The organism is Haloterrigena salina JCM 13891, assembly GCF_000337495.1.
Taxonomy (GTDB): Archaea; Halobacteriota; Halobacteria; order Halobacteriales; family Natrialbaceae; genus Haloterrigena; species Haloterrigena salina.
The window spans coordinates 18,954-42,975 of record NZ_AOIS01000029.1 but is presented as its reverse complement, the minus strand read 5'-3'; the positions used below and the strand labels follow the sequence as shown (position 1 = coordinate 42,975).

The following is a 24,022-nucleotide window of genomic DNA, read 5'->3' as shown; positions in this document are numbered from 1 at the left end:
ACTATCCGGAGTCGTTCGAGTCTTCTCCGTCGTCGGTTTCGTCGTCCGTATTCTCCCCATCGTCTGTGCTGTCTCCATCGTCTGTGCCGTCCCCTTCGTCTGTGGCGTCTCCATCGTCAGACGATCCGTCTCCATCGTCCGTTTCGGACGACCCGTCATCGTCAGATGATCCGTCTCCATCATCCGTCTCCTCGTCCGATGATCCGCCGTCGTCCGTGGGCTCCGCGTCAGTGTCATCGCCGTCTCCACCATCAGTGTCGTCGCTCGTCTCGCCGTCGCCCCCGTCGTCTTCCGAACCGTTCCCGCCATCGCCGTCGCTCCCGTCGTCGTCTTCCGAACCGCCCCCGCCATCGCCGTCGCCCTCTTCAGCGTTCGTCTCTTCGCCACCGTCTTCGTCCGAATCGTCCTCGCTGGTATCGCTCTCGTCTTCGTCCGCACTGCTATCGTCTTCCTCACCGTCGTCTCCCTCTTCGTCCGCTTCGCCGTCGTCCTCATCCGATCCGTCGTCAGTGTCGTCTTCATCCGCTCCGCCGTCGCTCTCCGATTCGTTCGTTTCGTCGGGGCCGTCGTCCTCGTCCGCGCCGTCGGAGCCGTCTGTCTCTCCGCCGTCATCGCTCCCGTCGGACTCGTCATCGCCCCCGTCGTCCGTCGCCTCGTTCGCGTTGTTTCTATCAGCGGACTGTCCCGATACGGTATCTCGGAAGATTCCGTCCTCGGTACTCTCCTCGCTGTCCTCGTGGGTCTCGCCCAGACAGCCCGCGAGTGCGCCCACGGTGCCGACAACCGCTGCGACGAACGTCCGCCGAGGCGTCGTCTCGGTCATACTCTCGGGTCGACCGTCCACGAACGGATAGAAGAGTAATCACGCGATACTCAAATCGGGGTCCGTATCGTCCGGAGCGGTTACAGCCCTCCTCCGGTGGAAGTACACTTTTCCGAGAAAGAATAGTTCGGTATCATTTCGAGGGGAGAATCGGTTGGAGCGACGATCGACCGGCCACGGACGCCGGCCGTCGAGTTACGGATTTCAGTCGTCGGAAGTCGCCTCGAGGTCGACGTCCCACTCGAGGTCGTGATCGACGAACTCGGCTTCGTCGAGCGGCGTGCCGCCCTCGAACCGGAACTCGCCGGCGACCGTCCGTCCCTCGAGGACGCCCGGCAGCCAGAGGTGATCGTCGTCCCACATCCGGTCGTAGGGAACCTCGTCGACGGGGATCCACTCCGGCCGGGCCTCCTCGCTGACGGTCGGTTCGCCGGCGAACGATCGCGTCCGATAGACGTGACAGAACGTGTGTTCCGTCCCGTCGAGCACGAACGCGAGTTCGCCCGCCTTCTCGAGGGCTGCGGGATCGACCTCGAGGCCGACCTCCTCGCGGGTCTCGCGGACCGCACACTCGCAGGGCGTCTCGCCGGCCTCGAGTTTGCCGCCGGGGCCGTTGTACCAGCCTGCGCCGAGCCCCCGACGTTTCTCGATCAGGAGCACCTCGTCGGTCGCGGTCGGTTCGCCGTCGCCTGTCGCGCCGTCGTCGACCTCGCGGCTCCGCAGCGGAAAACACAGCGTCGTCTCGGTCATACGCCATCGTTCGACCCGGTCGGGATAAAGCGCCCGCACTCGAGCGAACGGGCCCGCTGTCCGATGCTCCGCCCGTTGGCGGACGCGTACTATGCCACGTACCCACATTCATCTGTTGTCATCTTCCCGGGAATCCTCGCCGCCTTCGACAGCCGTTAAGGTGTCTCCCCCCGAGCGTCCGTATGGAGTATCTGGTGTGGGTTCTCGTCGCGCTCCTGGCGTACTCCGCGGTCGCGCCGCTGACGAGTTACGTCACGGAGGACGTCCCGGCGGCGCCGGGGCTGTTTCTCGCGACGCTCGTCTTCCTCGCGATCGCGACCGTCGTGATGGTCGCCACGGGCACCGCCGACCCGTCCCTCGCGACCTCGTCCGGTGCGGGCTACGTCTACGCCGGCGGCGTCTTCCTGACGGTCGGCATCCTGGCGTACACGGCCGCGCTCGAAGCCGGGCCGGTGAGCGTCGTCGTTCCGATTTACGGACTCTTTATCGTCGGCAGTTCGGTCATCGGCATCCTGTTTCTCGACGAAACGCTGACGCTGACTCGAGCGGCCGGCATCGGCTGCGCGGTCCTCGCGATCGTCTGTAGCGCGGGTGGTGAGCAGTGAAGCGCAACCACCTCGTCCTGTCCCTGCTGGCGTTCGCGACGTACAGTCTGGTCGCGCCCCTGCTGAAGATCGCGATGGAGTCGATCCCGAGCACGACCGCGGTCTTCCTGTCGAACGGGCTCATGACCGTGCTGATCGGCGCGCTGATGGCCTACCGCGGGACGTCTCCGTGGCAGTACCTCTCACATCCGAAAGCGCCCTACATCGCGGTTTGGGGCGCGTTCCTCGCCGTCGGCCTGCTGGCCTACTACCGGGCGCTCGCGCTCGGTCCGGTGAGCGTCGTCGTCCCGATCTACGGCCTGTTCATCGCGATCAGTTCCGTCATCGGGATCGTCGTCCTCGAGGAGTCCCTGACGGTCAGGAAGGGGCTAGGGATCGCCTTCGCCGTGCTCGCGGTCGTCCTCATGTCGCTGTGACCGCGGCGTGAGTCGACGCCGGCTGCCATTCTCGTCGCTCAGTGCGAGTCGGTCGTCGCCGAATTTGAGACGCTCATCGGGATCCATCGCCCTCCGCGGTCAGTCGTCGCTCGAGGTCTCGAGGTCGTCGGGCCCGCAGCCGAGCGATCGGTGGGGACAGTGCCGGCAGTGATCCCCCGGCGTCGTCTCGTCGAAGGAGGGATCGTCGACCGCCGCGAGCCGCTCGCGGACGGCCGGCCACGGGGGCAACTCGTTCGTGTCGAGCAGGTCGACGCGCGGCCCGACGGCCTCGCTGACGTAGACGTAGCCGACCGCCGACACCGGCTCGTCGAACCGCCGCTCGCAGGCGCGGGCGTACAGCGCCAGTTGCGTGGCGTCGGCCGGCGCGATCCGCTCGGCCGTCGCCTTGTAGTCGAGCACCGCCAGCTCGCCGTCGGGCGTCCGCCGAATCGAGTCGATATAGCCCACGACGTCGCCGGTCACGTCGGTGACCGACTCGAGCGAGAAGGGGAGCTCCGCGGCCACCGGCTCCCAGTCGGCGACCGGCGCGTCGTAGTCGGCCGCGGCGGCCTCGAAGAACCGATCGATGCAGTTCAGCACGCCCTCGCGGTACTCGAGTAAGTCCCGCGCGGTGAGTTGGCGGACGGCGGCCTCGCGCCACGCCTCGCGGGTCCGATACTCGCGGTAGAACGCCTCCTCCGCGACGTCGTGGAAGACGGTGCCGACGAGCCGGGAGCCGGACTCGAGCGGTGAGTCGGTCGCCGTCGCTGCGTCCGTCTCCACCGCGTCCGTCGTCGACGCGTCCGGCTCCGACCGCGCCATCGTTTCGCCGACGCCCGCCGTCGGATCGTCGAACGCCCGCACGACGTGATCGAGGTAGTGCTTTCGCGGGCAGGTGTCGTGGGTCTCGAGGGCGGTGTAGCTGTGGCGGAGCGCGACCGGCAGCGTCGTCGCGTTCGAGAGGGTCTCGACGGGGAACCGAACAGTGTCGGTCGTCAGCGCGGAGAGCCGACGGCCGGTCGGGACCTGCCGCGTCGATCCGCTCGCGTCTGCCTCGAGCGTCCCACCGGTCTCGTCGCTGGCCGAGTCCAGGCTCTCGAGTCCGTGACTCGCCGCGTCGGCGGCCGGCAACAGCGTTTCCCCGCGGAGCAGCCGCCCCAGTCGGTGAACCGTCCGAATCGCGTCCCGCGTCTCGAGGGGTTCGACGTACCGGTCGTCGTAGCCGGCGTAGTAGGTGATCGTCCCCGGATCGACGCTGGCCGCGGCCGCGAGTTCGTCGGTTCGGTCGACGACGGTCTCGGGGTAGGTCTCTCGCACCCGCTCGAAGCTCGCGCGCAGTGACGACCACAGCTCCATCCGCTCGCCGGCGACCGACCACTCGATGTCGTCGGAGAGACAGGCGTCGGCGGTCGCACAGCCGAGTTCGTCCTCGTCGCCGTCGTAGTCGTACTCGCTCCCGAAGACGAACAGGTGGTTCTCGGCCCGTGTGAGCGCGACGTGGAGCACGCGCCACTCCTCGCCGACGGTCTCGGTCGCGAGATCGGCCAGCAGCGGCGACTCGATCTCGTCGTCGAGCGTCGCCGCGAGCAGCCGGTACCGCGCTCGCTGCGCGTAGTCGCGCTCGACGCACCACTCCTCGTCGGAGAGGTAGGGGACGAGGACGGTGTCGAACTCGAGGCCCTTCGCCTGGTGGACAGTCATCACGTCGACCGAATCCGAGGACTGGGTGCCACGCGTTCGTTCGCCGCCTCCGCCCTGAAGGGTTCGCTCGAGCGCGTCGACGAACGACGGCGTCAGCGTCCCGATCACCGAGTCCCCGGTGTAGGCGTCGACGAACCGCTCGACGCGCTCGAGTTCCTCGCGCTCTTCGCCGGTGAGGAACCACTCGAGGCGGGTCACCTCGCGGAACCGCTGGACGAACCCCGACAGCGGGTAGACGTCGCGGAGGTCCTCGAGTTCGGCGAGGTGATCCCGCGCCCGCCGGACGCGGTCGGGGTTCTCGAGCGCCGCGGACTCAACGTCTTCGGTCGAACCGATTCCCATCACGGCGTCGTACAGCGAGCCGTCCGCGCGCTGCAGCGTCGCGAGGTCGGCCTCGGAGAGCCGGTACCGGTAGAGCAGCACGCGTCGGAGGTGCGCGTCGGCGTCGGGATCGACGAGGACCCGGAAATACGAGACGAGCGTCCGGATCCCGGGGTCGATCTCGCCGCGCGGCGAGCCGGAGATCTCGTAGGGGATCCGTCGCTCCCGGAGTTCGTCGGCAACGGCCTGCGCGTGGCGATTCGTGCGGACGATGACCGCGATGTCCTCGAGCGAGCGCCGGGGGACGTTCTCGGCCTCGCCGTTCAGCAGCCTCGAGACGGTGGTCGCGACCTGATCGGCCGGCGAGGGACCGAGCGCGCCGCTCTCGATCTTGACGACGCGGTCCGGTCGGTCTTCGTCCGGTTCACTACCCGTCTCGCGACCTGCCGTCGCCTCGCTCTCCGTTCGGTACTCGCCGGGGGTCCGTCCGACTTCGCGGAGCCGCTTCGAGGACTGGGGGCCGTAGTCGCAGCGGTTGGTGAGGTCGAGGATCTCCTGGCGCGACCGGAAGTTGAGCTCGAGTTCGATCCCCCGGTGGTCGTCGTAGGCGTCGGCGAGCCGGTCGAGCCCCTCCCGGTCGGTCCCGCGCCAACCGTAGATCGCCTGGTCCTTGTCGCCGATCGCGAGCAGGTCAGGTCGGTCCGGCCCGTCCGTGAGTTCGGTGATGAGCCCGAACTGGGTCTCGTCGGTGTCCTGGAACTCGTCGCAGTAGACCTGCGTCCACTCGCCGGTGATCTCGTCGGCGATCGCCGGATCGTCCAGCAGTCCGGTGGCCGTCCGAACCAGTTCGTCGAAGTCCAGCGCGCCCTCCGCCGCGAGGGCGTCGTGATAGTCGGCGTAGACCTCGGCGTAGTGGCGGGCCAGCCGCAGGAACTCGACGTAGTGTTTCAGCCGGCCGAACGGGCTCTGCTCGACGCGCTCGGTCGCGGTCCGCCAGATCTCGTTGCCGAACAGCGCCCGCGGCAGCTGTTTGGTCGTCCGATCCTCGAGCGAGAGCGCTTCGATCGTGTTCGTCACCGAGTCCTGCACGACCCGGAGGTAGCGATCGATGTCGCGAACGACGGCGTCCTCGCGGAACGGCTCCGGTGCCTCGGCGATCTTCTCGCGGCAGTACTCCAGCAGCTTGCCGTACTCGACCAGCGACGAGCGGGACTCCTCGAGGTGGTCGTCGGCGTTGAAGTACCGCAGCGCCTCGTTGTCGAAGGAAAGGTCCTGCCCGGCGGTCCGCTCGAGCCAGAGGACGAACTCGTTGCAGAGCTCGAGGGTACGAACGTCCGGGAGCTGGTCCCGTAGCTCGTCGGGCGTGACGTCCTCCTGGCTCATCGACTGGATGAAGTCGTCGACGGCGGCGGTGAGGTCGTCGGGCGAGCCGTCGCCCCGCGTCGCGGTCGCGAAGCCGTAGTCGGTGGTCGCGAGCAGTCGGCCGACGATCCGGCGTCGCTTGCGCTCGGTGACGACGTCGAACTCCGGCGAGTAGCCGAGATAGTAGGCGTAGTCTCGGACCAGCCGGTAACAGAAGGAGTGGTAGGTGTAGACGTCGATCGCCGCCGCGGCCGCGGGATCGAGGCGCTCGGCGACCGCCTCGCGGATGCTCCCGGCGGCCTCGTTGGCGAAGGTCAACACCAGCACGTCGTCGGGATCGACCTCGTCGCGTTCGATCGCCCGCTCGATCCGCATGAGCATCGTCGTCGTCTTCCCGGTGCCGGCGCCGGCGTCGACGGAGGTGCAGTCCGCCCGGCTCTCGATGACCTCCCGCTGGTTGCCCCTCGGTTCGAGGGCGTCCAGAGCGTCGAAGACGGTCGCATCCGCGTGCTCGCCAGCATCCGAACGCGGTCCGCGCGCGTCGTCCTCAGCCATCGAACCGCACCTCCGCGGCGATGTAGTCCTGACAGCAGACCGTGTAGTCGCAGTCGGGACAGGCCTCGCTCGAGATCTCGTCCCAGCGGCCGGTGTCGGTCGGGTCGAACGCGCCGGCGACGAGATCGCTCACGACGCGCGCGAGGCAATCGTCGACCGTCCGATTGCGGTGTTCGTGGGTCATGCCGTAGGTGTGGTGATCGATGTAGCGGTCGGTCAGATCCATCGTCTCGAGACTCGTCTCGACGGTTTCTCGGACCCAGTTGACGGCGGTACGCGAGCGGTCCGCCAGCGGGATCTGGACGTACCGGCAGGTCCGGTCCTCGAGGCCGAGCCGATCGCAGCGGTTCCGGAGGCCGTCGAGGACGACGGCGGTCTCGAAGAGCGCGCCGACGAACGACGGCTCGAAGGCGTCCGCGTCGGGGTCGAAATGGTCCGTGAACTGGCCGGCGATATCGCCCTCCCACTCGGACCGGTAGCGCAGCAGTCCCAGCGGCGCCAGCGTCGGGACGAAGCGAACGCCGACGACCGACGAGCCGTCCGCGTAGACGTAGTCGACGGTCGCGTCGATCGCGACGCTGTCGGGGAGCGCTCCCGTATCGGCGGTCCCCTCGTCGTCCCCGTCTCGCTCGGGCAGCGATATCGTACTCGAGAGCGGCAGATCGGGGCCGATCAACTCGCCGGCCCCCGCGTCGGCCGCGAGCGCCTCGGTACCGGCGGCGTGCTCGGCGCCGACCGCCTCGACGTAGGCCTCGAGGGTCGCCTCGAGGACCCGCCGCTCGTGTCGGCGCTGGGCCAGCGAGTGAAACCGCTCGTCGTGGTCGTCCCAGAGCGCCTCGAGTCGGTCTCGAGCGGCCTCGAGGAGGGCCTGACTGTCGGTCTCGCCGCGTCGCAGCGCGTCGCAGATCGCGGTCCGCAGGAGGTCGACGCGGTCGTCGATCGACGACTCGTCGCCGTCGCCCTCGAGATCGTACGCGTGGGCGAACTCGTATCGGCGGGGACAGTGGAGATAGGTCGCGACGGCGTCGGTCGAGAGCGCGTCGGGAACGGGATTCGGATCCGATTCCGAGCCCGGGTCCGCGTTCGGCCGGGCGCCGTCAGTCATCGCGGATCACCTCGCCCGCGGCGAACTCGAACTGCGAGCGGACCGCCTCGGCGAGTTCGTCGTCAACGTCGCCCTCGGCGAGCACGACCGCGATCTCCTCGAACAGTTCCTCGGTCGCGCCGAGGTCGGCCTCGCCGCCGGTGCTGGCCTCCCGGAGGATGCGCTCGAGTTCCCCGCGGGGCTGGGCGAGCAGCGTCTCGAGGGCGTTTGACTCGCCGTGGATCGCCGCGTCCGTGTCGGCGTCAACGGTCCGGAGTTCGAGCCCGGGCGTCGCCTCGAGTTCCTGTAGGTAGCGCGACTCGTCGTAGGTCCGCCGCAGGCCGCCGGCGCCGCGTTCGTACGAACAGCAGTAGAGGCGGCTCCGCGCAGCGCGTGCCCCGAGCGCGAGGCGCCGTCGGGAGCGCTGGGCGTGGTAGGTCTCGAACGGATCGCCGACGCCGTCGGCGTCGACGGTGGCGAACGTCGCCGTCACGTCCTCGACGCTGGGGTCCGTAACGGCCGGGTAGCTGTCCATCTCGCGGAGCCACGCTGTCGGGAACAGCTGGGTGAGGAACTGCTCGCCGGGGTAGGTGTCGTCGATCAGGTCCAGAAGGAAGACGGCCTCCCGCGAGTCGTACTTGAGGTCGTCGACGGCACAGACCGTCACGCCGCCGGTCGGCGGCTGGGTCTCGACCGCGTGGACGTACGGCGCGTCGTACTGGATCGTCCGCCGGAGCATCCGTCGCAGTCCCTGCCAGTCCGGGCCCACGAGGTCGGTCTCCTCGACGAATCGGGCGATCTCGAGGACGCGACGCACTCCCGCGTACCCCTCGCGGGCGTCGATCCAGTCCTCCTCGCGGGCGATCCGCCCCTTCAGATCCGTCCGGCGGATCCAGCGCTCGAGCGACCGCGAGACGCTCGCGCCGGCGCAGTCGGCCAGCAGGTCCGGCGAGAAGTCGTCGACGCGGGCCCGGAGCCGCTCTACGGCGACCGTCTCCGGATCGTCCGCGTCGCGGTCCGGAGAGCCGCGGCCGCCGGCGAGCGCGGCGCCGATCCGGTCGTCGCCGTCGCGCTCGCGCGCACACTGCAGCGTCACGAACGCGTAGAGTTCGTTGACGGCCGGATCCTCGGCGAGCGACGGCGTGCCGATCGTCGCCGTCGGGATCCCGGCCTCGCGGAGCTGCGTTCTGGTTTCGGGAACCCGCTCGATCCGGGGGACGGCGACAGCGACGGCGTCGTAGCTCCACCCGTTCCGATCCCGGAGCGCCTGAATCTCGGTGGCGACGGACCGGACCTGTTCGCGGGCGGTCCGCGTGCGAATCCGGCGCGCGGAGTCGGGTTCAGCGTCATCGTTCGACCGCGGCGTCTCGCCCGTCGCCAGCAATCGCGTTACGGAGCGGTGCGGCGGCGTTCCGGTCCTGAGATCGGGCTCGCTTCCGTTCTCGCCCGATTCGAGGACCTCGATCTCGAGTCCGTCGCCGACGCGATCCTCGATCGAGCCGGACTCGACGCGGGTGCGTTCGACGCTGGCGTGGCGCTCGCCGAGACAGACGAGGTCCGCGTCGGCGGTCAGCGCCGCGAGGTAGCGCCGGTCGAGCCGTCGGTACTCCTCGAACTCGACGGCGAGAACGGCGTCGATCGACTTGCCGATCCGCGTCCGCAGATCGTCCGTATTCGCCTCGAGGGCGTCGACGGTTCGGGGGATCACGTCTGCCCGTTCGACGTAGCCCCGGTCCTCGAGTTCGGCGTGGAATCGGTCGTTCATCGCGTACAGGAAGGCCAGACAGTCGTGGGGGTCCTCGCGCTCGACGTCCGCGAGGCGCAGCCGCTGGCGCGTCGCCTCGAGCAGCAGTTGCCCGACGTCGCGGGCGAAGCTCTCGTGGTCGGCGGCGCGCTCGAGGTAGGACGGCACCTCGCGGCTGGCGCCGTCGATCACCAGCGAGATGAGTTCGATGCGCTCCTCGTACTCGAGTCGGTCGAGCGTCGGGTCCAGCGCCTCAAGGACCTTCGAGGCGTGCTCGGGCAGCGACTCGACGCGCGGGGACTGGGGCGTGCCGTCCGTCGCTCCGACGGCGGCCAGCGCGTCGGTGAGGCGCTCGAGGCCGGCGGGATGGCGTTTCAACACCAGCACGTTCCGCGGGCCGTACTCGGCCGCGAGGGCGGCGTACTCGCCGGCGATCCAGTCGAAAAGCTCGTCGCTGGGTGCCGGTTCGGCGCGGAGTTTGCAGGTCCCCTGGAGGGAAGCCGGTGTCGGAGCCATCGATCGGTCTGTCACCCAGTATAGCCGAGTTCGTACTTAAACCTGCGCCGCGGACTGAACGTGGTTTTCGCGTGCCGGCGTGTCGATGCGTTGATCTATTTCCAGGCTCGCGCTCCGATCGAACCGTCGACCAACGGGTGGACGACTCGACTTCGACAATTCTTATAGTGTATAAAGAATACAGATGTGTATGGAGGATATTTTCGTCGGACGGGTCATGTCCTCGTCGCTTCACACGGTGACGCGGGAGACGCTCGTCGAGGAAACTGCGCAACTGATGCTGGAGAACGAGATCGGCTCGGTCGTCGTCACCGACGACGACAACCGACTGGAGGGGATCCTGACGACGACGGACTTCGTCCGCATCGTCGCCGAACGGAAACCGAAGGACCAGACGCCGGTCTCGAAGTACATGACCGAGGACATCATCACGGTCTCGGCCCAGGACAGCATCCGCGACGCCGCGGACGTCATGATCGAGCACGGCTTCCACCACCTCCCCGTCGTCGACGACGAAGTGGGCGTGATCGGGATGGTCACGACGTCCGACCTGACGTCGTACCTCTCCCGTGAGGAGACGCCGAGCCCCGAGTAGTTCTTTTCGCCGCCGGTCGGCGTTCGGTCGCGGTGTCCCGTAGCGGCCTCGGCTACCCGATTCGTGTGGCGGTCGCTCTCGAGACCGTCACGACGGCGATAAGCGATGGCGAGTTTCCGTCTCCGTTCGCCGGGATCCGATCGATAGCGCGGCGTCAGTGGGAGTGGCGTCAGCGCTCCGAGCCGCCGTCGCCGTCCGGCATCCAGCGGATCGTCTCGTCGAGGCGATCTCGGAGTCGCCGGGCCTCCGCCGGCGTCAGTTCGACGTCCGCGTGGCCCGTGCCGTGATCGCCGGCCATCGCGTCGATGCTCACGACGATCCGATCCCCGTTTTCCGACTCCGGTCGGACGGAGACGTCGGCCCGGTCCGGATAGTCCCGCGGCGGCCCGATCTCGAGGTCGGTCTCGCCGCGGGTGACGCCGATGTGGACACACTCGGTGAGCTCGAGGTCGATCGCGTCCGTCGGATCCTCCTCGATCGGTTCCGATTCCCGCTCGTCGGCTCCATCAGGAGTGGTGTCATTACCCATGAATAGTCGTTGGATCGCATTCGCCTTGGGTGTACGCCCGGACTCCATCGTTAGAGAACCGACCGTGGAGAATACGTTATGACGAAATACGGTGCGTTCTGAACTCAATATCCGCCTAAGACGGGCGACAGCCGTCGCCGCATCACTCTTCACTCGAGTTCGATCCGGTGGCCGTCGTCGCCGTCTTCGGCGATCGGCAGGCGGACCTCGAGGACGCCGTTGTGGTAGGTCGCCGTGATCTCGTCGGCGACGATTTCCTTCGGGACGGGGACGTGGCGGCCGACCCGGCGGGATCGGACAGACCGAGCGGTATCGGTGCCCGACTCGACGTCGGTCCGCGCGTCGATCGTCAGACGACCGTCCGCGTAGCCGAGGTCGATGTCCGTCTTCTCGAATCCCGGCAGGTCCATCACGAAGACGTAGGCGTCGCCCTCGTCCTCGAGGGTCACCGCGTCGCCCATCGGGGCGCCGGTCTGCGCTCCGAAGCCGCCGAAGACGGGCCACTGCGAGCCGGATACGGGGTGTCCGGACTCGAGGGAAGAGCCGTCGGATTCGAGCGTCCGGCGGTCGGTTTCGGGGACGTGCCGGTCGGTTTCAGAGGCGTGTCGGTCCGACTCGGTCCCGGCGTGGCCGGACTCGAGGACCCCACCGAAGCCAGGCGACGCGAACTCGCGCATCCAGGTCGTGCGGAGCTGGTCGAACGCGCGGTCCATCTCGCGAAACATGCGGTTCATCTCGTCGAAGGATGTCATCGATAATCGACGCCCTATAGGACACGATTAATGATAAAGTTTCCTGGATCCGTGATAGCACGCGTCTACAGCGCGGGATCGCGGGAATCGGGGCCGACGCACTGCTGGCGCTCCTCGAGTTCGGCACAGGCCTCGCGGAAGAGTCCGTCGAGGAGCTCGGGCGTCGTGGGGTGGTAGGCCCGGTTGGGAACCTCGCGGACGTCCAGTCCCATTTCGACGACGACCTGCATCGTCTTCGCCATCACGTCGGCGTGCAGGTGAATCCCCTGATAGCCGAGGACGGCCCCGCTGTCGGCGTCGATCACCAGCGTCGCCCGCCCCTCCGGGTGGTCTTTCGTCTTGAAGACGCCGTCCGACGACGCCTCGCGGGTGACGACGAACGCGTCCATGCCGGAGTCGGCGGCCGTCGCCGGCGTGTGGCCCACCCTGGCGACGGGGTAGACGCCCAGCCCCGCGAAGATCACGTGATGGGGGACGTTCGCGTAGGGCTCGAGGTCGTCGCCGTGGGCGTGGTGGACGATGTTCGCCCCGGCCGCGAAGCCCTGCTCCTTGGCGACGTGCAGGATCGGCTCGCGACCGTTCGCGTCGCCGACGACGAAGACGCGCTCGTCGTCGATCGCCTGCATCGTCGAGCTGACCCAGCCGTCGCCCGGTTCGAGTCGCGTGCGCTCGAGCCCCAGTCCCTCGAGGTTCGGATTGCGTCCGGTGAAGCAGTAGAGTTCGTCGGCCTCGACGGTCAGGTCATCGCCGCCGCCTCCGCGCCCGTCGTCGCCCGCCCGCTCGGCGAACAGGCGAACGCCGCCGTCGTCGGTCGGCTCGAGGCGCCGCTCGTCCGCGGCCGTCACCACCTCGATCCCGAACTGGTCGCGGTAGATCTCGAGGAGGGTGTCGCCGTAGGCGTCCGGAAACGCGTCGAGGGGCCGTTCGTCGTGCTCGATCACGGTGAGGTCGACGTCGCCGACCTCGCTCAGGTAGGGCCCGAGCTCGAGGCTGATGTAGCCNGATGTGTATAAGAGACAGCCGTAGGCGTCCGGAAACGCGTCGAGGGGCCGTTCGTCGTGCTCGATCACGGTGAGGTCGACGTCGCCGACCTCGCTCAGGTAGGGCCCGAGCTCGAGGCTGATGTAGCCGTTTCCCAGCACGATCCCGGAGTCCGGAAACGTGGTCGCGTCGAGGACGTCCGCGCTCGTCCGCACCGGGACGTCGTCGATGCCGGGCAGATCGGGGATGTTGGGGCTGGAGCCGGTCGCGACCACGACGTAGTCGGGCTCGATCCGGCGGTCGCCGACCGCGAGAACGCGGTCGGCGACGAACCGCGCCGTCTCGCGGAGCAACTCGACGCCCTCGCGCTCGGCCAGGTCGTGGACGTGATCGCGGCGGTGTTCGGCGAATCCCGAAACGTGGTCGTCCTTCCGGGCGACGACCGCCTCGGGATCGACGTCGGGGACGCCCTCGAGTCGGTCGTCGTGGCGCGCCTGGTAGCGGTGCTGACCGGCCGAGAGAACGTCCTTGCTCGGCATGCAGCCCCGCAGAATACAGAGGCCGCCGCCGGGGTCGCCGTCGTCGATCAGCGTCAGTTCGAGGTCGGAGCGCTCCCCGCGGCGCTCGAGGAGTTCGTCGGCGACGGCGACCCCAGCGCTGCCGTACGCGCCGACGATCGCGACGTGTACCATAGCCGGTGTACGCCGGCGCGACAAAAAGGCGTTCCTCAGGAGGTAGGTGAGCGAAAGCGTTCGATACACTGAAAACGCGGTGCGGGGCGGACGGTGGAGACGTTAGCTGTGGACGCGAGCGCCGACGCCGATCAGCGCGGCGATCAGCGCCGCGCCGGCGCCGAAGCCGGGCATCCCGTCGCCGCCGTCTCCGCCGGTGTCGCTTTCCTCACCGTCGTCGGCGTCGCTGGTCTCGCCGTCCGCACCGCTTTCGCTCCCGTCGGTCGTCCCGTCGTTCTCAGTCGCGTCCGTCTCGTCGTCCGTCCCGCTATCGTCGCCGTCCGTCCCGTCGGCTCCGTCGTCCGAATCGTCGCCGTCGGCGCCGTCGATCGTCGCCGTGCGCTCCGAGAAGTGGTTGACGGCGATGTAGACCGTCGCCTCGGCCGACGCCTCCGACTGCTGGGCGACCATGTACCGGGACTCGTCGCTCCCGATCGCGCCCTCGAGTTCGCTCTTCGAGGAGACCTCCGTAGCGGCCTCGCCGTCGATCCGGACCTCGAGGTCCTCGAGGCTGCCGACGGCCGTCTCGGAGACGGTGGTCAGCACGACCGTTCCCTCGTGGGTGGCGCGGTCGATGGTCACGTTAACCTGATCGCGCGCCTCGGTTTCGACCTCGGCGCTGGTCTCCTGGCCGTACGTGACGGCCTCGCCGACCGCCTCGCCGCTCCGGTCTTCGACGTGGACCTCGACGGCGGCGTTCCCGTCGGCGATCAGCGATTCCTCGTACTCGTCGGACTCGTCGCGCTCGCCGTCCTCGTACGACCGGAACGTCAGCGTCGCGTTCTCGGCGAGTTCGGCCGTGACGTTACCGTCGTCGGTGACCGTCACCTGGCCGTCGCCGACGACGAGGAAGGTTCCCTCGTGGTCGCCGGTCTCGACGCGGACGCGGTCGCCCTCGTCGCTGGCCGTCGCGTTAGCGGCGAGTTCGGCCCGAACGTACTGACTCTCCGAGCCGCTCTCGACGACGAGCGTCCCGCGTTCGGTGTCGTGGGCCGACAGCGTCGCGCCGCTCTCGGCTCGCACCTCGGCGTTCGTCTCGGATTTGGCGGCCAGCGAGAGGCCGGCGCCCTCGAGAGTCGTTAGCGTCTCGAGATCGACCTCGGCGCCGAGACCGGCGCCGGCTCCGGCTTCGCTGGTCGACTGGACGGCCACCGAGGAGAACGTCTCGTCGCCGCCGATCCGGTAGTCGGTGACCGCGTCGCCCTCGACGTCGAACGCGACGTGGGTGCCGGCGTACGCCTCGCCGCCGGCCGTCGCCGCGCTCGCCGTCTCGGTTTCGCCGTCGGTGGTCGTACTCGATTCCGCGCCGGTCGACGCGCCCGCACCGGCTCCGAACGCCGCGCCGACGGCGCTCGTCGCCAGGAGCAGCGCTACGATGACTGCGAATCCACGATTCATGACGGTCGCAGCTTCCGACCGGGATATAACATAGCTTCTGACAAACCCGTCCAAATGTCCGCCGCGAGGATGCAGAGGGGCGTCACGCGGAGCCCCTAGAGATCCACGGTTCGGCTTCCGGAGACGACTCGAGCTACCGAGAGAGGTCGGTCCCGCCCGATTTGACGACCGCGTCGACCTCCTCCTTGGAGACGAGCGCGACGTCGCCCGGAATCGTTCGCTTGATCGCCGCCGTCGCCGCGGCGTACTCGAGGGCGGTCGGGACGTCGTCGCCGTGGAGGCGGCGGGCGATGAACGCGCCGGTGAAGGCGTCGCCGGTGCCGATCGACGAGACGGTGTCGGTCTCGTAGGCCTCCTGCTCGTGGACGACGCTGTCGTGCCAGCCGATCGCGCCGTCCGCGCCGCGGGTGACGACGACGGTCGTGAAGTCGTACTGGGAGCCCAGCCGGTGGGCCAGCTGGCGCGGATCGCCCTCGATGCCGAGGACGGTCCGGGCGTCGCGGGCGGCGATGACGAGCACGTCGATCCCCGGGAACAGCTGCGTCAGGGTTTCACGGGCCTCGTCGGGCGACCAGAGCTTGTTCCGGTAGTTGAAATCGAAGGCGGTCGTCGTCCCGCCCTGTCGGGCCGCCTTGAGCATGTTCGCCGTCGTCTCCCGGAGCGTCGAGGAGAGCGCGGGCGTGATCCCGGTCGTGAAGAAGACGCGCGCGTTCTGGATCCGATCGATGTCGAACTCGCGGGCTTTCGCCGTCGAGACGGCGGTGTTCTTCCGATCGTAGATCACGTTCGTTCCGCGGGGCTTGCCCGCCCGCTCGAGGTAGTACGTGCCCTGACGCCCGCGGTGGCTCCAGACGACGTCGGTGTCGATCCCGTGCTGGCGGAGTTCGCCGACGACGCGCTTCCCCAGCGGCGTCTCCGGGACCTTCGAAATCCACGACGCCGTCGCGCCCAGCCGACTCGCCGCGATCGCGACGTTGCTCTCTGCCCCCGCCGCTCGGACCTCGAACTCGTCGACGTCCTCGAGGCGCTCGTTCCGGGGCGGCGACAGCCGGAGCATCGTCTCCCCGAACGCGACGATATCGCTCACCGATCGGCCCCCCGAACCGAGTTGCCGGTACTGTCTGCGTCGGTCATACCCTGAGCAAGGGACGGCTGCGGTATAAGTTATGGCGGTGAGTTAACCGCTGCGTAAGAGCCGTTGACCGCAGTTTCGGACCTCGAGTCAGGTATCGACGGTCGAGTCGACCGTCACCAGCGCCGGCCGACCGGCGTCGCTCGCCGCGGAAGCGGTCTCGCCGTCGGCGCCGCTCGCCGCGTTGCACTCGAGTTCGAGGTCGAGATCGGCGCCGAAGGCCTCGAGCAACTCGCGGCTCGTCGCCACGTGGTCGGTGACGGCGGGGATCCGGACGCGACCGCCCGCGAGCGCGAGGAAGACGAGCAACTGATCGGCCATGTGGCGGTCGACGGGTGCCGGTTTGTTCCCGGAACTGTGCTCGAGGAAGCGGTTCGCGGCGTCGGCGGCGTCCTCGCCGACGCGCTCGGCCGGCGTGCCGCGCTCGCCCAGCGCGGTGAACCCGGCGATCCCCGTCCCGTGATCGACGCGGAGGACAATCGCCGAGCCGGGCGATGGGCTCTCGACCGTCCGTTCGCAGCGGTCGACGACCTCGAGGTCGGTCTCCGCGAGCGCCAGCCGCTCGAGAGCGCCCTCGGCCTGGCGGTACGCGACGTCTCGGTCCGCCAGCGATGCGGACTCGGTCGAATAGAGGCGGACGCCCTCGAGCGGACCGCGCTCCGCGAGTTCGATCGGCTCGAGCGTCGAGGGCGCGAGCTGCAGCGTGGCCCGCCCGCCGCCGTCGGGGTAGAACCCCCGACGATCGACCTCGAGGGCGGCGGTGAGCCCGACCCGCCGGAGCAGCGGCAGTTTCACGCGTTGCGCGTAGTCCAGCGGCGGCGACCACGCTACGTCGGTGCCGCCGGTGACCGTCACCGACAGCTGCGACTCGAGAATCGTCGCGAGCGGCAGGAGGGCGTCGAACAGCAGCGTCGCGCTCCCCGCGGTACCGATGTCGACCTCGTAGGTGCCGCCCGCGAGCCGGCCGCGTCCGGCGCCGCTCCAGCCGCTGGCGTCCGTGGTCGACTCGAGGTCGGGTTCGAACTCGACCGTCTCGGCGCCCAGTTCCGCGCCCGACACGTCGGCGTCACAGACGGCGGCCATCGTCTCGAGGACCGCCAAGTGCTGGTGGCGCAGTCCCGGCGTGGATCGATTCCCGCGGACGTTCTCGATGCGAACGGGTTCGTTCTCGAGGACCGACAGCGTGAGCGCGGTCCGGACGAACTGGCCGCCCGCGGTCGCACCGTCGAGATCGATCGTCATGCACGGCCGTTTGGCGTCGATCCCCGTACCGTTGCCGATGCCGGTGCCGGTGCTCGAGCAGCGTCGGTTACGGCGACCGCGACGGAACGGTAGGCCGATCGGGGCGTCAGATATCAGCGAGTTAGCCACTGATACGAGGGTACAGAAGCTAACAGCGCCGTTGCAGGCCGTCCCGTTACAACGGCCGCTCGCCAAGCGGCGCCCATGACTGAACTCGGCGATCGACTCGTCATCCTCGTCATCGCGGTGACGGGCGTGCTGGTGTTCGCTCTCGGCTGGGCGGGCGGGCTGGTCGAAGCGGAAGCGTCGTCCGAACTCGCCCTGTTCGCCGGGCTAGCGCTGCTGGCCGGCCTTATCGTGGTCGGAATCTGGAAGGGGTTCGACCGGATCAACAGCCGGCCGGACTGAGTCCCGCTAAGCCTGTGTTCCGATCTGGAGCGACGGTCCGAACCGGCGGGTTCACCCCTGGTGTCCCGGGTAATCCCGCTCGAACCGATCCTCGATCTCGCGCTCGTCAAACCGAACGATCACCGGTCGCCCGTGCGGACAGGCGTACGGATTCTCGCAGTCGTCCAAGGCCTCGAGGAGATCGACCACCGACCCCTCGGTCAGCGACGTGTTCCCCGTGATCGACGGGTAGCAGGCCAGATCCCCGAGGAACTCGTCGGCCAGCGCGTCGACCGTCTCCGCGCCCGCCTCGCGGTCGCCCTCGACGAACGACGCGAGGACGTCCCGCAGTCGCTCGGGCTCGAGCGTCTCGTCGAAGACGGCGGGGACGGTCGTCACGGCCACCGTCCGGTCGTCGGTCCGGTCGGCGTAAAAGCCCAGCCGCGAGAGCGCCTCGCGATAGCCTTCGAAGGCCTCGGCCTCGGCGGCGGTCAACTCGAGTTCCACGGGTTCGGCCAGCGCCTGTGCGGCGGGGTCGTCGGCGAACGCCCGCTGCAGGCGCTCGTAGTTGACCCGCTCGTCGGCGGCGTGCTGGTCGATCAACACGAGGCCGTCGTCGGTCTCGCAGACGAGGTAAGTGTCGTCGAGCTGTCCGAGCACGCGCAGGGCGGGCAGCGAGTCGAACGCGGTCTCGTCGCCGGTCGCCGCCTCGCCGTCGAGGGTCCGCTGTTCGGTGGCTGCGGCGAACTTGCGCTCCGGCTCGCGTCCCGCCCGATCGGGGTCGTCACCCCCGCGATCGGCGCTCGAGTTCCCTCGAGACGCCGTCGACTCAGTTTCCGGAGCGCCACTCGAGTCGCTAGCTGCCGGTTCGCTCGAGGGGCGTTTCGCTGACCCGCTCGAGACGGTTCCCGCCGGAGTTCCAGACGTCCCACTCGAGTCGCTGCCGGGCGGACCGCTCGAAGCGGTTCCCGACGGGCCGCTCGAGGCGCCGCCGGCCGGTGGTGATCCGGCCGAACCCGTCGCCGAACCGCCGTCGGCGGAGTCGGCGTCGACCGTCGATGGCGACCGCGAGGAGGCCGCTGCGGTATCGTCGGCCGTCGGCTCGGACGACGAATCGGATCCCGATTCCGACTCTCCGTTGCCCTCGAGTGCGGCCGGGAGGTCTTCGGCTGTCGGTTCTCCGTCGGTCGTCTCGCGAGCGGCGTCACCGGGAACGACGCTGGCTTCGCCGGGCGCCGACCGACCGCGGGGCGCGCGCGAGCGCAGCAGGCCGTGCTCGAGCAGCGCCGACTCGACGGCGGCGTCGACCTGCCGGCGGACGGAATCGTCGTCGTCGAACCGGACCTCCCGTTTCCGGGGGTGGACGTTGACGTCGACGGCTTCGCCGGGCACCTCGAGGAAGAGCGTCACGAACGGGTAGCGGTCGCCGCCCAGCTGGGCGCCGTAGGCGCCCATGATCCCCTCGCGGACGGCGTCGGCGGTGACCGCCCGGCCGTTGACGTAGGTCGCGAGGTACTCCGGACTCGAGCGGTTGGTCTCGGGGTGGGAGACCAGCCCGGAGACCGACTCGAGCGGCCCCGGCGGGAGGTCGTCGCCCTCGGCCTCGACGGGGATCATCGCCGAGGCGACCTCGCGGCCGTAGACCGCCATGACGGCCGCCTGCAGGTCCCCCTGTCCCGTCGTCGCGAACACCTCGCGGCCGTCGTGGGTCAGCGAGACCGCGACGTCCGGGTTCGCGAGCGCGTAGCGCGTGACGACGCGGTTGACGTGGGCGAACTCCGTCGCCGTCGTCTTGAGGAACTTCCGGCGGGCGGGCGTGTTGTAGAAGAGGTCCTCGACCTCGACGATCGTCCCCTCGGGACAGCCCGTCGGTTCGACGCCGGTCACCTCGCCGCCCTCGTAGACGAGTTCCGTTCCCGCGCCCGCGTCGCCTCGCGGGCGCGAGCAGATGGTCACCCGCGAGACGGAGCCGATTGTGTGTAAGGCCTCGCCGCGAAAGCCCAACGTGGCGACGCCCGACTCTAAGTCCTCTAGCCCGTCGATCTTGCTCGTCGTGTGCTCGCGGACGGCCGCGCGGACGTCGGCCTCGCCCATCCCGCGGCCGTCGTCGGCGACCCGTATCAGTTCGGTGCCGCCTTCCTCGACGGTGACGTCGACGCTGTCGGCGTCGGCGTCGAGGCTGTTCTCGACGAGTTCCTTCACCGCGCTGGCGGGGCGTTCGACGACCTCGCCGGCGGCGATGCGGGCGACGGTGTCCTCGTCTAGCTGGCGGATCTCGGTCTCCTGTGGTGGCTCGTCGGTCATAGCTCGGTCTCCGCGTGCGAACGGCCGGTCGACTCGAGGACAGTGCCTGAACTGCGGTCCTCCGCTCGAGTCCGTCCGAGTCCGTTCGCTCGGTTCATGGCGGTCGCTCTCGCTCGAGCGAGGTTAATCTGTGGATTAGTGACTGTCCGACTCGTCGGAGCGTCTCGCTCGGCGATATCGGCGCCGCAGAGGAGCTACTCGCTCGTTTCGAGCAGGCCGTCGACGGCGTTCCCGATCGACTCGCGGCCGTCCTCGGGGACCTCGACCAGCGGCGGGCGGACGGCGTCCGAGGGGATTACGCCGCGGTACTCGAGGGCGGTCTTCGCCGCCGGCGCGAACCCGTGGGCGGCGCAGGCGCCGAACAGTTCGCTGACTGCGTCCTGCAGTCGGTCGCCGCGCTCGTCGCCGGACGCCGCGTACAGTTCGGAAAGCTGTGCGGGCACGGCGTTCGAGAGCGCGTTCACGCCGCCGTCGGCGCCCATGCGTAGCGCGGGGACGAGCAGGGCGTCGTACCCTTGCAACATGAGGAACTCGTCGGGCGTCCGGCGCATGACCGACAGGAAGTACTCGAGGTCGCCGCTCGAGTCCTTCAGACCGAGAACGTCGTCGTGGGCGGCGACGGCCTCGACGGTTTCCGGCTCCAGTCGCTGGCCGGTACAGGCCGGGATGTTGTACAGCAGGAGCGGCAGCGGGGATCGATCGGCGACCCGCTCGAGGAACCGCCGGTTGCCGTCGGGCGCGTTGGCCGTGTGGAAGTACGGCGGCGTGACGACCGCCGCGTCGGCGCCGATCGCAGCCGCGTCCTCGGCGTAGTCGACCGTCTCGGCGACGCTCGTGGCCGCGGCGCCCGCGAGGACCGGCACTTCGCCGTCGACCGCGTCGACCGCGATCTCGTGGACGCGGTTCCGTTCCTCGCGCGAGAGACTGGCGAACTCGCCCGTGGTGCCACAGGGGAAGACGGCGTCGATGTCGTTCTCGAGGAGGTGCGCTATGAGGTCGCGGAGCGCGGCTTCATCGATGTCGCCCGAGTCGTCGAACGGGGTGACGAGCGGGGTCGTGATTCCCTGAAGTTCCTGCTGGAGTTCCATACGTGGATGTTTTCCGGGGGGTGCAAAAACGTACTCGCTCTCTCGCTCTCCTCGGAGAGCGCTCGAGTCGATCTCGGGAGGTCGCGTGGCAACGGAGACTGTTACTCGAGCCCCAGATCCTGCGACATCGAGTTCCCGGCCCTCGGCACGCCCTTCGCGGTCACGGTCTCGCCGTTCATGAACGAGGCGGCGGGGCTGACGAGGAACTGGACCACGTCCGCGATCTCCTCTGGGTGACCGATGCGGCGCTCGGCGTTCTCTCGAGGCGGCATGTCCTCGCTGTCGATGCCGAGCGTCTCGGCGACGCCCGGCGTTTGAACGAGTCCCGGCGCGACGCAGTTGACGCGGATGTCGTGTTCGGCCCACTCGACGGCCAGCGTCTCGGTCAGCCGGATGATCGCCGCCTTCGAGGCGCCGTAGTGGCTCTCGCCGGGCGCGGCGTGCTGGCCGTTGACCGACGAGAGGTTGACGATGACGCCGCCGGACCCCTCGCGCATGACCTCGCCGGCCAACTGCGTGCAGTGGACGGTGCTGTTTAAGTTGAGATCGACGATCGTCTGCCAGCCGTTCTCGGAGATCTCCTCGAAGGGAGCGACGAACTCCCCGCCGGCGTTGTTGACCAGAACGTCGATATCGCCGAACTCGTCGACGGTTTCGTCGACCAGATTCTGGACCTGGTCGCGCTCGCGGACGTTGCACTCGACGGCCAGCGCCTCTCCGTCAGTATCGCTCTCGTTGATCTCCTCCGCGACCGGTCCCACGCGATCCATCGAGCGCGAACAGATCGCGACGTTCGCGCCGCCGGCCGCGAGCGTCTTCGCGATCGATTCGCCGATGCCCTGACTCGCGCCCGTGACGATCGCCGTCTCGCCCGCGACGCCGAACTTCGGTTCATGCATCGTGCTAACTCGTGTCTGCCCGAGGCATAGCTGTATCGATCCGACACTTCGCCGTCCCGTCGACCGGTCAGCGATCGCTCGCTCTCGCCCGTCGAGGGTCGGCTCTCGAGGCTCGAGCGCCCCATTTGTGTCACAGTGGCACACGCCAGCGGCGGTCTTTTCGGCGCCGCTCGCCTCGAGTCGGGTATGGACGCGCGACGGAGCTACGCCGTCGCCCGAGAGGTCGTCGCGGTCATCGACGAGCACAACGTGACGTTCATGGCGGGCAGCATCGCCCACGCCGCCTTTCTCTCCCTGCTTCCCCTCCTGCTCCTGCTGTTTCTCGTCGCGAGCGCGGTCGGCAACGAGTACCTGACCGAACAGCTCGTCGCGATGGCTCGCGATCACCTGAGCCCCGCCGGTCAGGGGCTGGTCTACGAGGCGCTGACCCACGCCTCGAAACGCGGCGGCGCGTCGCTGATCGGACTCGTCTCCTTGCTGTGGGGGATGTTGCGGATCTTCCGCGGCGTCACGACCGCGTTCGACGAACTCTACGCGGACGGCGAGAACTCGTTCCCGGAGAAGGTCGTCAACGGCGCCGTCGTCTTCGCGGTCATCCTGATCGCCACCGTCGGCGCCGGCTTCGGGGCGACGACGCTGGCCGCGATCGACCACCCCGCCGTCCGGGCGGCGACGCCGATCGGCCTGTTCGTCGCCCTCTCGATCGCGTTCTTCCCGATGTACTACGTCTTCCCGGATCCGGACGTCTCGGTTCGAGACGCCCTGCCGGGAACGTTCATCGCCGCCGGGGGCTGGGTCGTCCTCGAGGCGGTCTTCGGGATCTACGTGGGACTGGTGAACACCGTCGGGACGTTCGAGACGTTCGGCGCGGTCATCCTACTGTTGATCTGGCTCTATGGCAACGCGTTGATCCTGCTGGTCGGCGCGGCGGTCAACGTCGTGATCGGGGGCCACCGCGCGATCGATCGCGAGGACGACCGCGACGCCGACGGCGAGAGCGCGCAGGAAACGGTCGGGGCGTGAGCCGGCGGCGTCGGCCGATCGGCGTTCGCTCGCGTTTAGTCGTCCAGAAACGACCGGAGGTCGTCTCGCGTGCCGGTCTCGCCCGTCGCGACGTAGTGAGACGCCGCGCAGTTCCCGAGCGCGAGCGCCGTCTCCCAGTCCCAGTCGCGTGCGCGGGCGACGGCGAGGCCCGCGCCGAACCGGTCGCCGGCGCCCGTCCGCCGTCGGGGGTCGTCGACGGCGAGGTTCTCCACGACCGCCGTTTTCTCCCGCGTCGCCGCCGCCGCGCGCTCGGTCTCGTGGAGGACGGCGCTCGTGATCCCCGCCGCTTCCCGAACGCTCGCGAGTCGCTCGATGTCGGCGTCGACTCCGGACGCATCCGGATCGGTGCCGATCGCGGCCGCCGTGTACTCGAGTTCCGCCCGGTTCACGTTGTAGACGACGTCGGTCGTCTCCTCGAGTTCGCCGAGCGCCTCGAGGAGGTCGGTCAGCGCTTCCTGGGACCGCATGTGCACCGGCCCCGGATCGAGGACGAACGTCCCGGCCGCGAGCGAGTCCGCGGCCAGCCTCTCGAGCGCGTCGGTCAGTCCCGCCATCGACGCCCAGTTCCCACAGTAGACGGCGTCGGCCGACAGCGCCTCGACGGCGTCGCCGCTCGGCGCCGCGGCCTCGAGGTCGGCCAGCGACCAGTTCGCGACGGCCGACGACCGCTCCGCGAATAGGAAGGCGTCGTCGTCGAACGGGAACACCGAGACGCGGGACGGGTCGCCCATCGACGCCGCCTCGAACGGCAGGGCCTCGAAGACGGGGTCCTCGAGGTGGCCGTAGAGCGTCGGGTCGTCGCCCAGGGCGTGGACCTGCCGGGCCGCGTTCACCGCCTGCCCGCCCGGTTCGCGGGCCTCGCACTCGATCGGAACCGTGTCCGAGTCCCCGCTGGCGATCCGGTCGCCGAACGCCTCGCGCTCCGCGATCCGGTCGCCCGCCGCGTCGAAGGCGGCGTAGTAACTGTCGACGCTGCCGTCCGGAAACGCCGCCACCCGCCGCTCGCGGTCGTCGGCCGCGAGTCGGTCGACGAGCTCGTCGTAGCTCATATCGGTCCCGCAAC

General features: G+C 69.0%; 20 protein-coding genes. 5 read left to right on the top strand and 15 right to left on the bottom strand.

Annotated features, from left to right (window positions below; all coding sequences use genetic code 11):
* Nucleotide 1 precedes the first annotated feature (1 nt).
* Together C477_RS07680 and C477_RS07675 are read right to left on the bottom strand one after the other, a co-directional pair.
* A complete protein-coding gene (locus C477_RS07680) occupies nucleotides 2–823 on the bottom strand; it encodes a hypothetical protein (RefSeq protein WP_008893895.1) in 822 nt (273 codons plus the stop codon).
* A 204-nt stretch (nucleotides 824–1,027) separates the two neighbouring features.
* The gene (locus C477_RS07675) at nucleotides 1,028–1,573 is read right to left on the bottom strand and encodes an 8-oxo-dGTP diphosphatase (protein ID WP_008893894.1); all 546 of its coding nucleotides are present in this window, start codon (nucleotides 1,571–1,573) and stop codon (nucleotides 1,028–1,030) included.
* Nucleotides 1,574–1,755: 182 nt separating this feature from the next.
* On the opposite strand from C477_RS07675, the gene C477_RS07670 reads away from it, so the two are divergent.
* Both C477_RS07670 and C477_RS07665 read left to right on the top strand, forming a co-directional pair.
* On the top strand, nucleotides 1,756–2,178 hold the full coding sequence (locus C477_RS07670) for an EamA family transporter (RefSeq protein ID WP_008893893.1): 423 nt from the start codon (nucleotides 1,756–1,758) through the stop codon (nucleotides 2,176–2,178).
* Nucleotides 2,175–2,594 (top strand): EamA family transporter, encoded by a 420-nt coding sequence (locus C477_RS07665; RefSeq protein WP_008893892.1) that lies wholly within the window; start codon nucleotides 2,175–2,177, stop codon nucleotides 2,592–2,594. The genes C477_RS07670 and C477_RS07665 overlap by 4 nt, the downstream gene beginning before the upstream one ends.
* 99 nt (nucleotides 2,595–2,693) lie before the next feature.
* Here the strand turns inward: C477_RS07665 and C477_RS07660 are convergent, their stop codons facing one another.
* From C477_RS07660 to C477_RS07650, 3 genes are read right to left on the bottom strand one after another with little or no spacing between them, the layout of a single operon-like run.
* Entirely contained in the window at nucleotides 2,694–6,533 is a 3,840-nt protein-coding gene (locus tag C477_RS07660) for an ATP-dependent DNA helicase (RefSeq protein ID WP_008893891.1), read from the bottom strand.
* Nucleotides 6,526–7,638, bottom strand: a complete 1,113-nt coding sequence (locus C477_RS07655; protein WP_008893890.1) for a PD-(D/E)XK nuclease family protein — start codon at nucleotides 7,636–7,638, stop codon at nucleotides 6,526–6,528. Before C477_RS07655 ends, C477_RS07660 begins: the two co-directional genes overlap by 8 nt.
* Nucleotides 7,631–9,877: a hypothetical protein gene (locus tag C477_RS07650; protein WP_008893889.1), complete on the bottom strand. Its 2,247-nt coding sequence runs from the start codon at nucleotides 9,875–9,877 to the stop codon at nucleotides 7,631–7,633. The genes C477_RS07655 and C477_RS07650 overlap by 8 nt, the downstream gene beginning before the upstream one ends.
* A 190-nt stretch (nucleotides 9,878–10,067) precedes the next feature.
* Here C477_RS07650 and C477_RS07645 point away from each other — a divergent pair, with 190 nt between their 5' ends.
* Nucleotides 10,068–10,472 (top strand): CBS domain-containing protein, encoded by a 405-nt coding sequence (locus tag C477_RS07645; RefSeq protein WP_008893888.1) that lies wholly within the window; start codon nucleotides 10,068–10,070, stop codon nucleotides 10,470–10,472.
* A gap of 169 nt (nucleotides 10,473–10,641) precedes the next feature.
* Here C477_RS07645 and C477_RS07640 read toward each other — a convergent pair whose 3' ends face one another.
* The 6 genes from C477_RS07640 to rtcA form a co-directional block, all read right to left on the bottom strand.
* Complete coding sequence (locus C477_RS07640; protein ID WP_008893887.1) at nucleotides 10,642–11,001, bottom strand: hypothetical protein; 360 nt, start codon at nucleotides 10,999–11,001, stop codon at nucleotides 10,642–10,644.
* 149 nt (nucleotides 11,002–11,150) lie between these two features.
* On the bottom strand, nucleotides 11,151–11,753 hold the full coding sequence (locus C477_RS07635) for an Hsp20/alpha crystallin family protein (RefSeq protein WP_008893886.1): 603 nt from the start codon (nucleotides 11,751–11,753) through the stop codon (nucleotides 11,151–11,153).
* 65 nt (nucleotides 11,754–11,818) lie between these two features.
* Nucleotides 11,819–13,426 carry an FAD-dependent oxidoreductase gene (locus C477_RS07630; protein ID WP_008893885.1) on the bottom strand — a complete coding sequence of 536 codons (1,608 nt, stop codon included), beginning with the start codon at nucleotides 13,424–13,426 and terminating at the stop codon, nucleotides 11,819–11,821.
* A 102-nt stretch (nucleotides 13,427–13,528) separates the two neighbouring features.
* Nucleotides 13,529–14,863, bottom strand: coding sequence for a hypothetical protein (locus tag C477_RS07625; protein WP_008893884.1), 1,335 nt, complete (start codon nucleotides 14,861–14,863; stop codon nucleotides 13,529–13,531).
* Between the two features lie 133 nt (nucleotides 14,864–14,996).
* Complete coding sequence (kdgK1, locus tag C477_RS07620; protein WP_008893883.1) at nucleotides 14,997–15,950, bottom strand: bifunctional 2-dehydro-3-deoxygluconokinase/2-dehydro-3-deoxygalactonokinase; 954 nt, start codon at nucleotides 15,948–15,950, stop codon at nucleotides 14,997–14,999.
* Between the two features lie 135 nt (nucleotides 15,951–16,085).
* Nucleotides 16,086–17,237 (bottom strand): RNA 3'-terminal phosphate cyclase, encoded by a 1,152-nt coding sequence (rtcA, locus tag C477_RS07615; protein WP_008893882.1) that lies wholly within the window; start codon nucleotides 17,235–17,237, stop codon nucleotides 16,086–16,088.
* Nucleotides 17,238–17,441: 204 nt separating this feature from the next.
* Here rtcA and C477_RS07610 point away from each other — a divergent pair, with 204 nt between their 5' ends.
* Entirely contained in the window at nucleotides 17,442–17,645 is a 204-nt protein-coding gene (locus C477_RS07610; RefSeq protein ID WP_008893881.1) for a hypothetical protein, read from the top strand.
* A gap of 51 nt (nucleotides 17,646–17,696) precedes the next feature.
* Here the strand turns inward: C477_RS07610 and mutL are convergent, their stop codons facing one another.
* The 3 genes from mutL to C477_RS07595 form a co-directional block, all read right to left on the bottom strand.
* Nucleotides 17,697–19,928 (bottom strand): DNA mismatch repair endonuclease MutL, encoded by a 2,232-nt coding sequence (mutL, locus tag C477_RS07605; protein WP_008893880.1) that lies wholly within the window; start codon nucleotides 19,926–19,928, stop codon nucleotides 17,697–17,699.
* 194 nt (nucleotides 19,929–20,122) lie between these two features.
* Complete coding sequence (locus C477_RS07600) at nucleotides 20,123–21,016, bottom strand: dihydrodipicolinate synthase family protein (protein ID WP_008893879.1); 894 nt, start codon at nucleotides 21,014–21,016, stop codon at nucleotides 20,123–20,125.
* Nucleotides 21,017–21,117: 101 nt separating this feature from the next.
* Nucleotides 21,118–21,915, bottom strand: a complete 798-nt coding sequence (locus C477_RS07595) for an SDR family NAD(P)-dependent oxidoreductase (RefSeq protein WP_008893878.1) — start codon at nucleotides 21,913–21,915, stop codon at nucleotides 21,118–21,120.
* A gap of 186 nt (nucleotides 21,916–22,101) precedes the next feature.
* On the opposite strand from C477_RS07595, the gene C477_RS07590 reads away from it, so the two are divergent.
* The gene (locus tag C477_RS07590) at nucleotides 22,102–22,938 is read left to right on the top strand and encodes a YihY/virulence factor BrkB family protein (protein ID WP_008893877.1); all 837 of its coding nucleotides are present in this window, start codon (nucleotides 22,102–22,104) and stop codon (nucleotides 22,936–22,938) included.
* A gap of 35 nt (nucleotides 22,939–22,973) precedes the next feature.
* Here C477_RS07590 and C477_RS07585 read toward each other — a convergent pair whose 3' ends face one another.
* Nucleotides 22,974–24,008 carry a carbohydrate kinase family protein gene (locus C477_RS07585; RefSeq protein WP_008893876.1) on the bottom strand — a complete coding sequence of 345 codons (1,035 nt, stop codon included), beginning with the start codon at nucleotides 24,006–24,008 and terminating at the stop codon, nucleotides 22,974–22,976.
* Nucleotides 24,009–24,022: the final 14 nt, after the last annotated feature.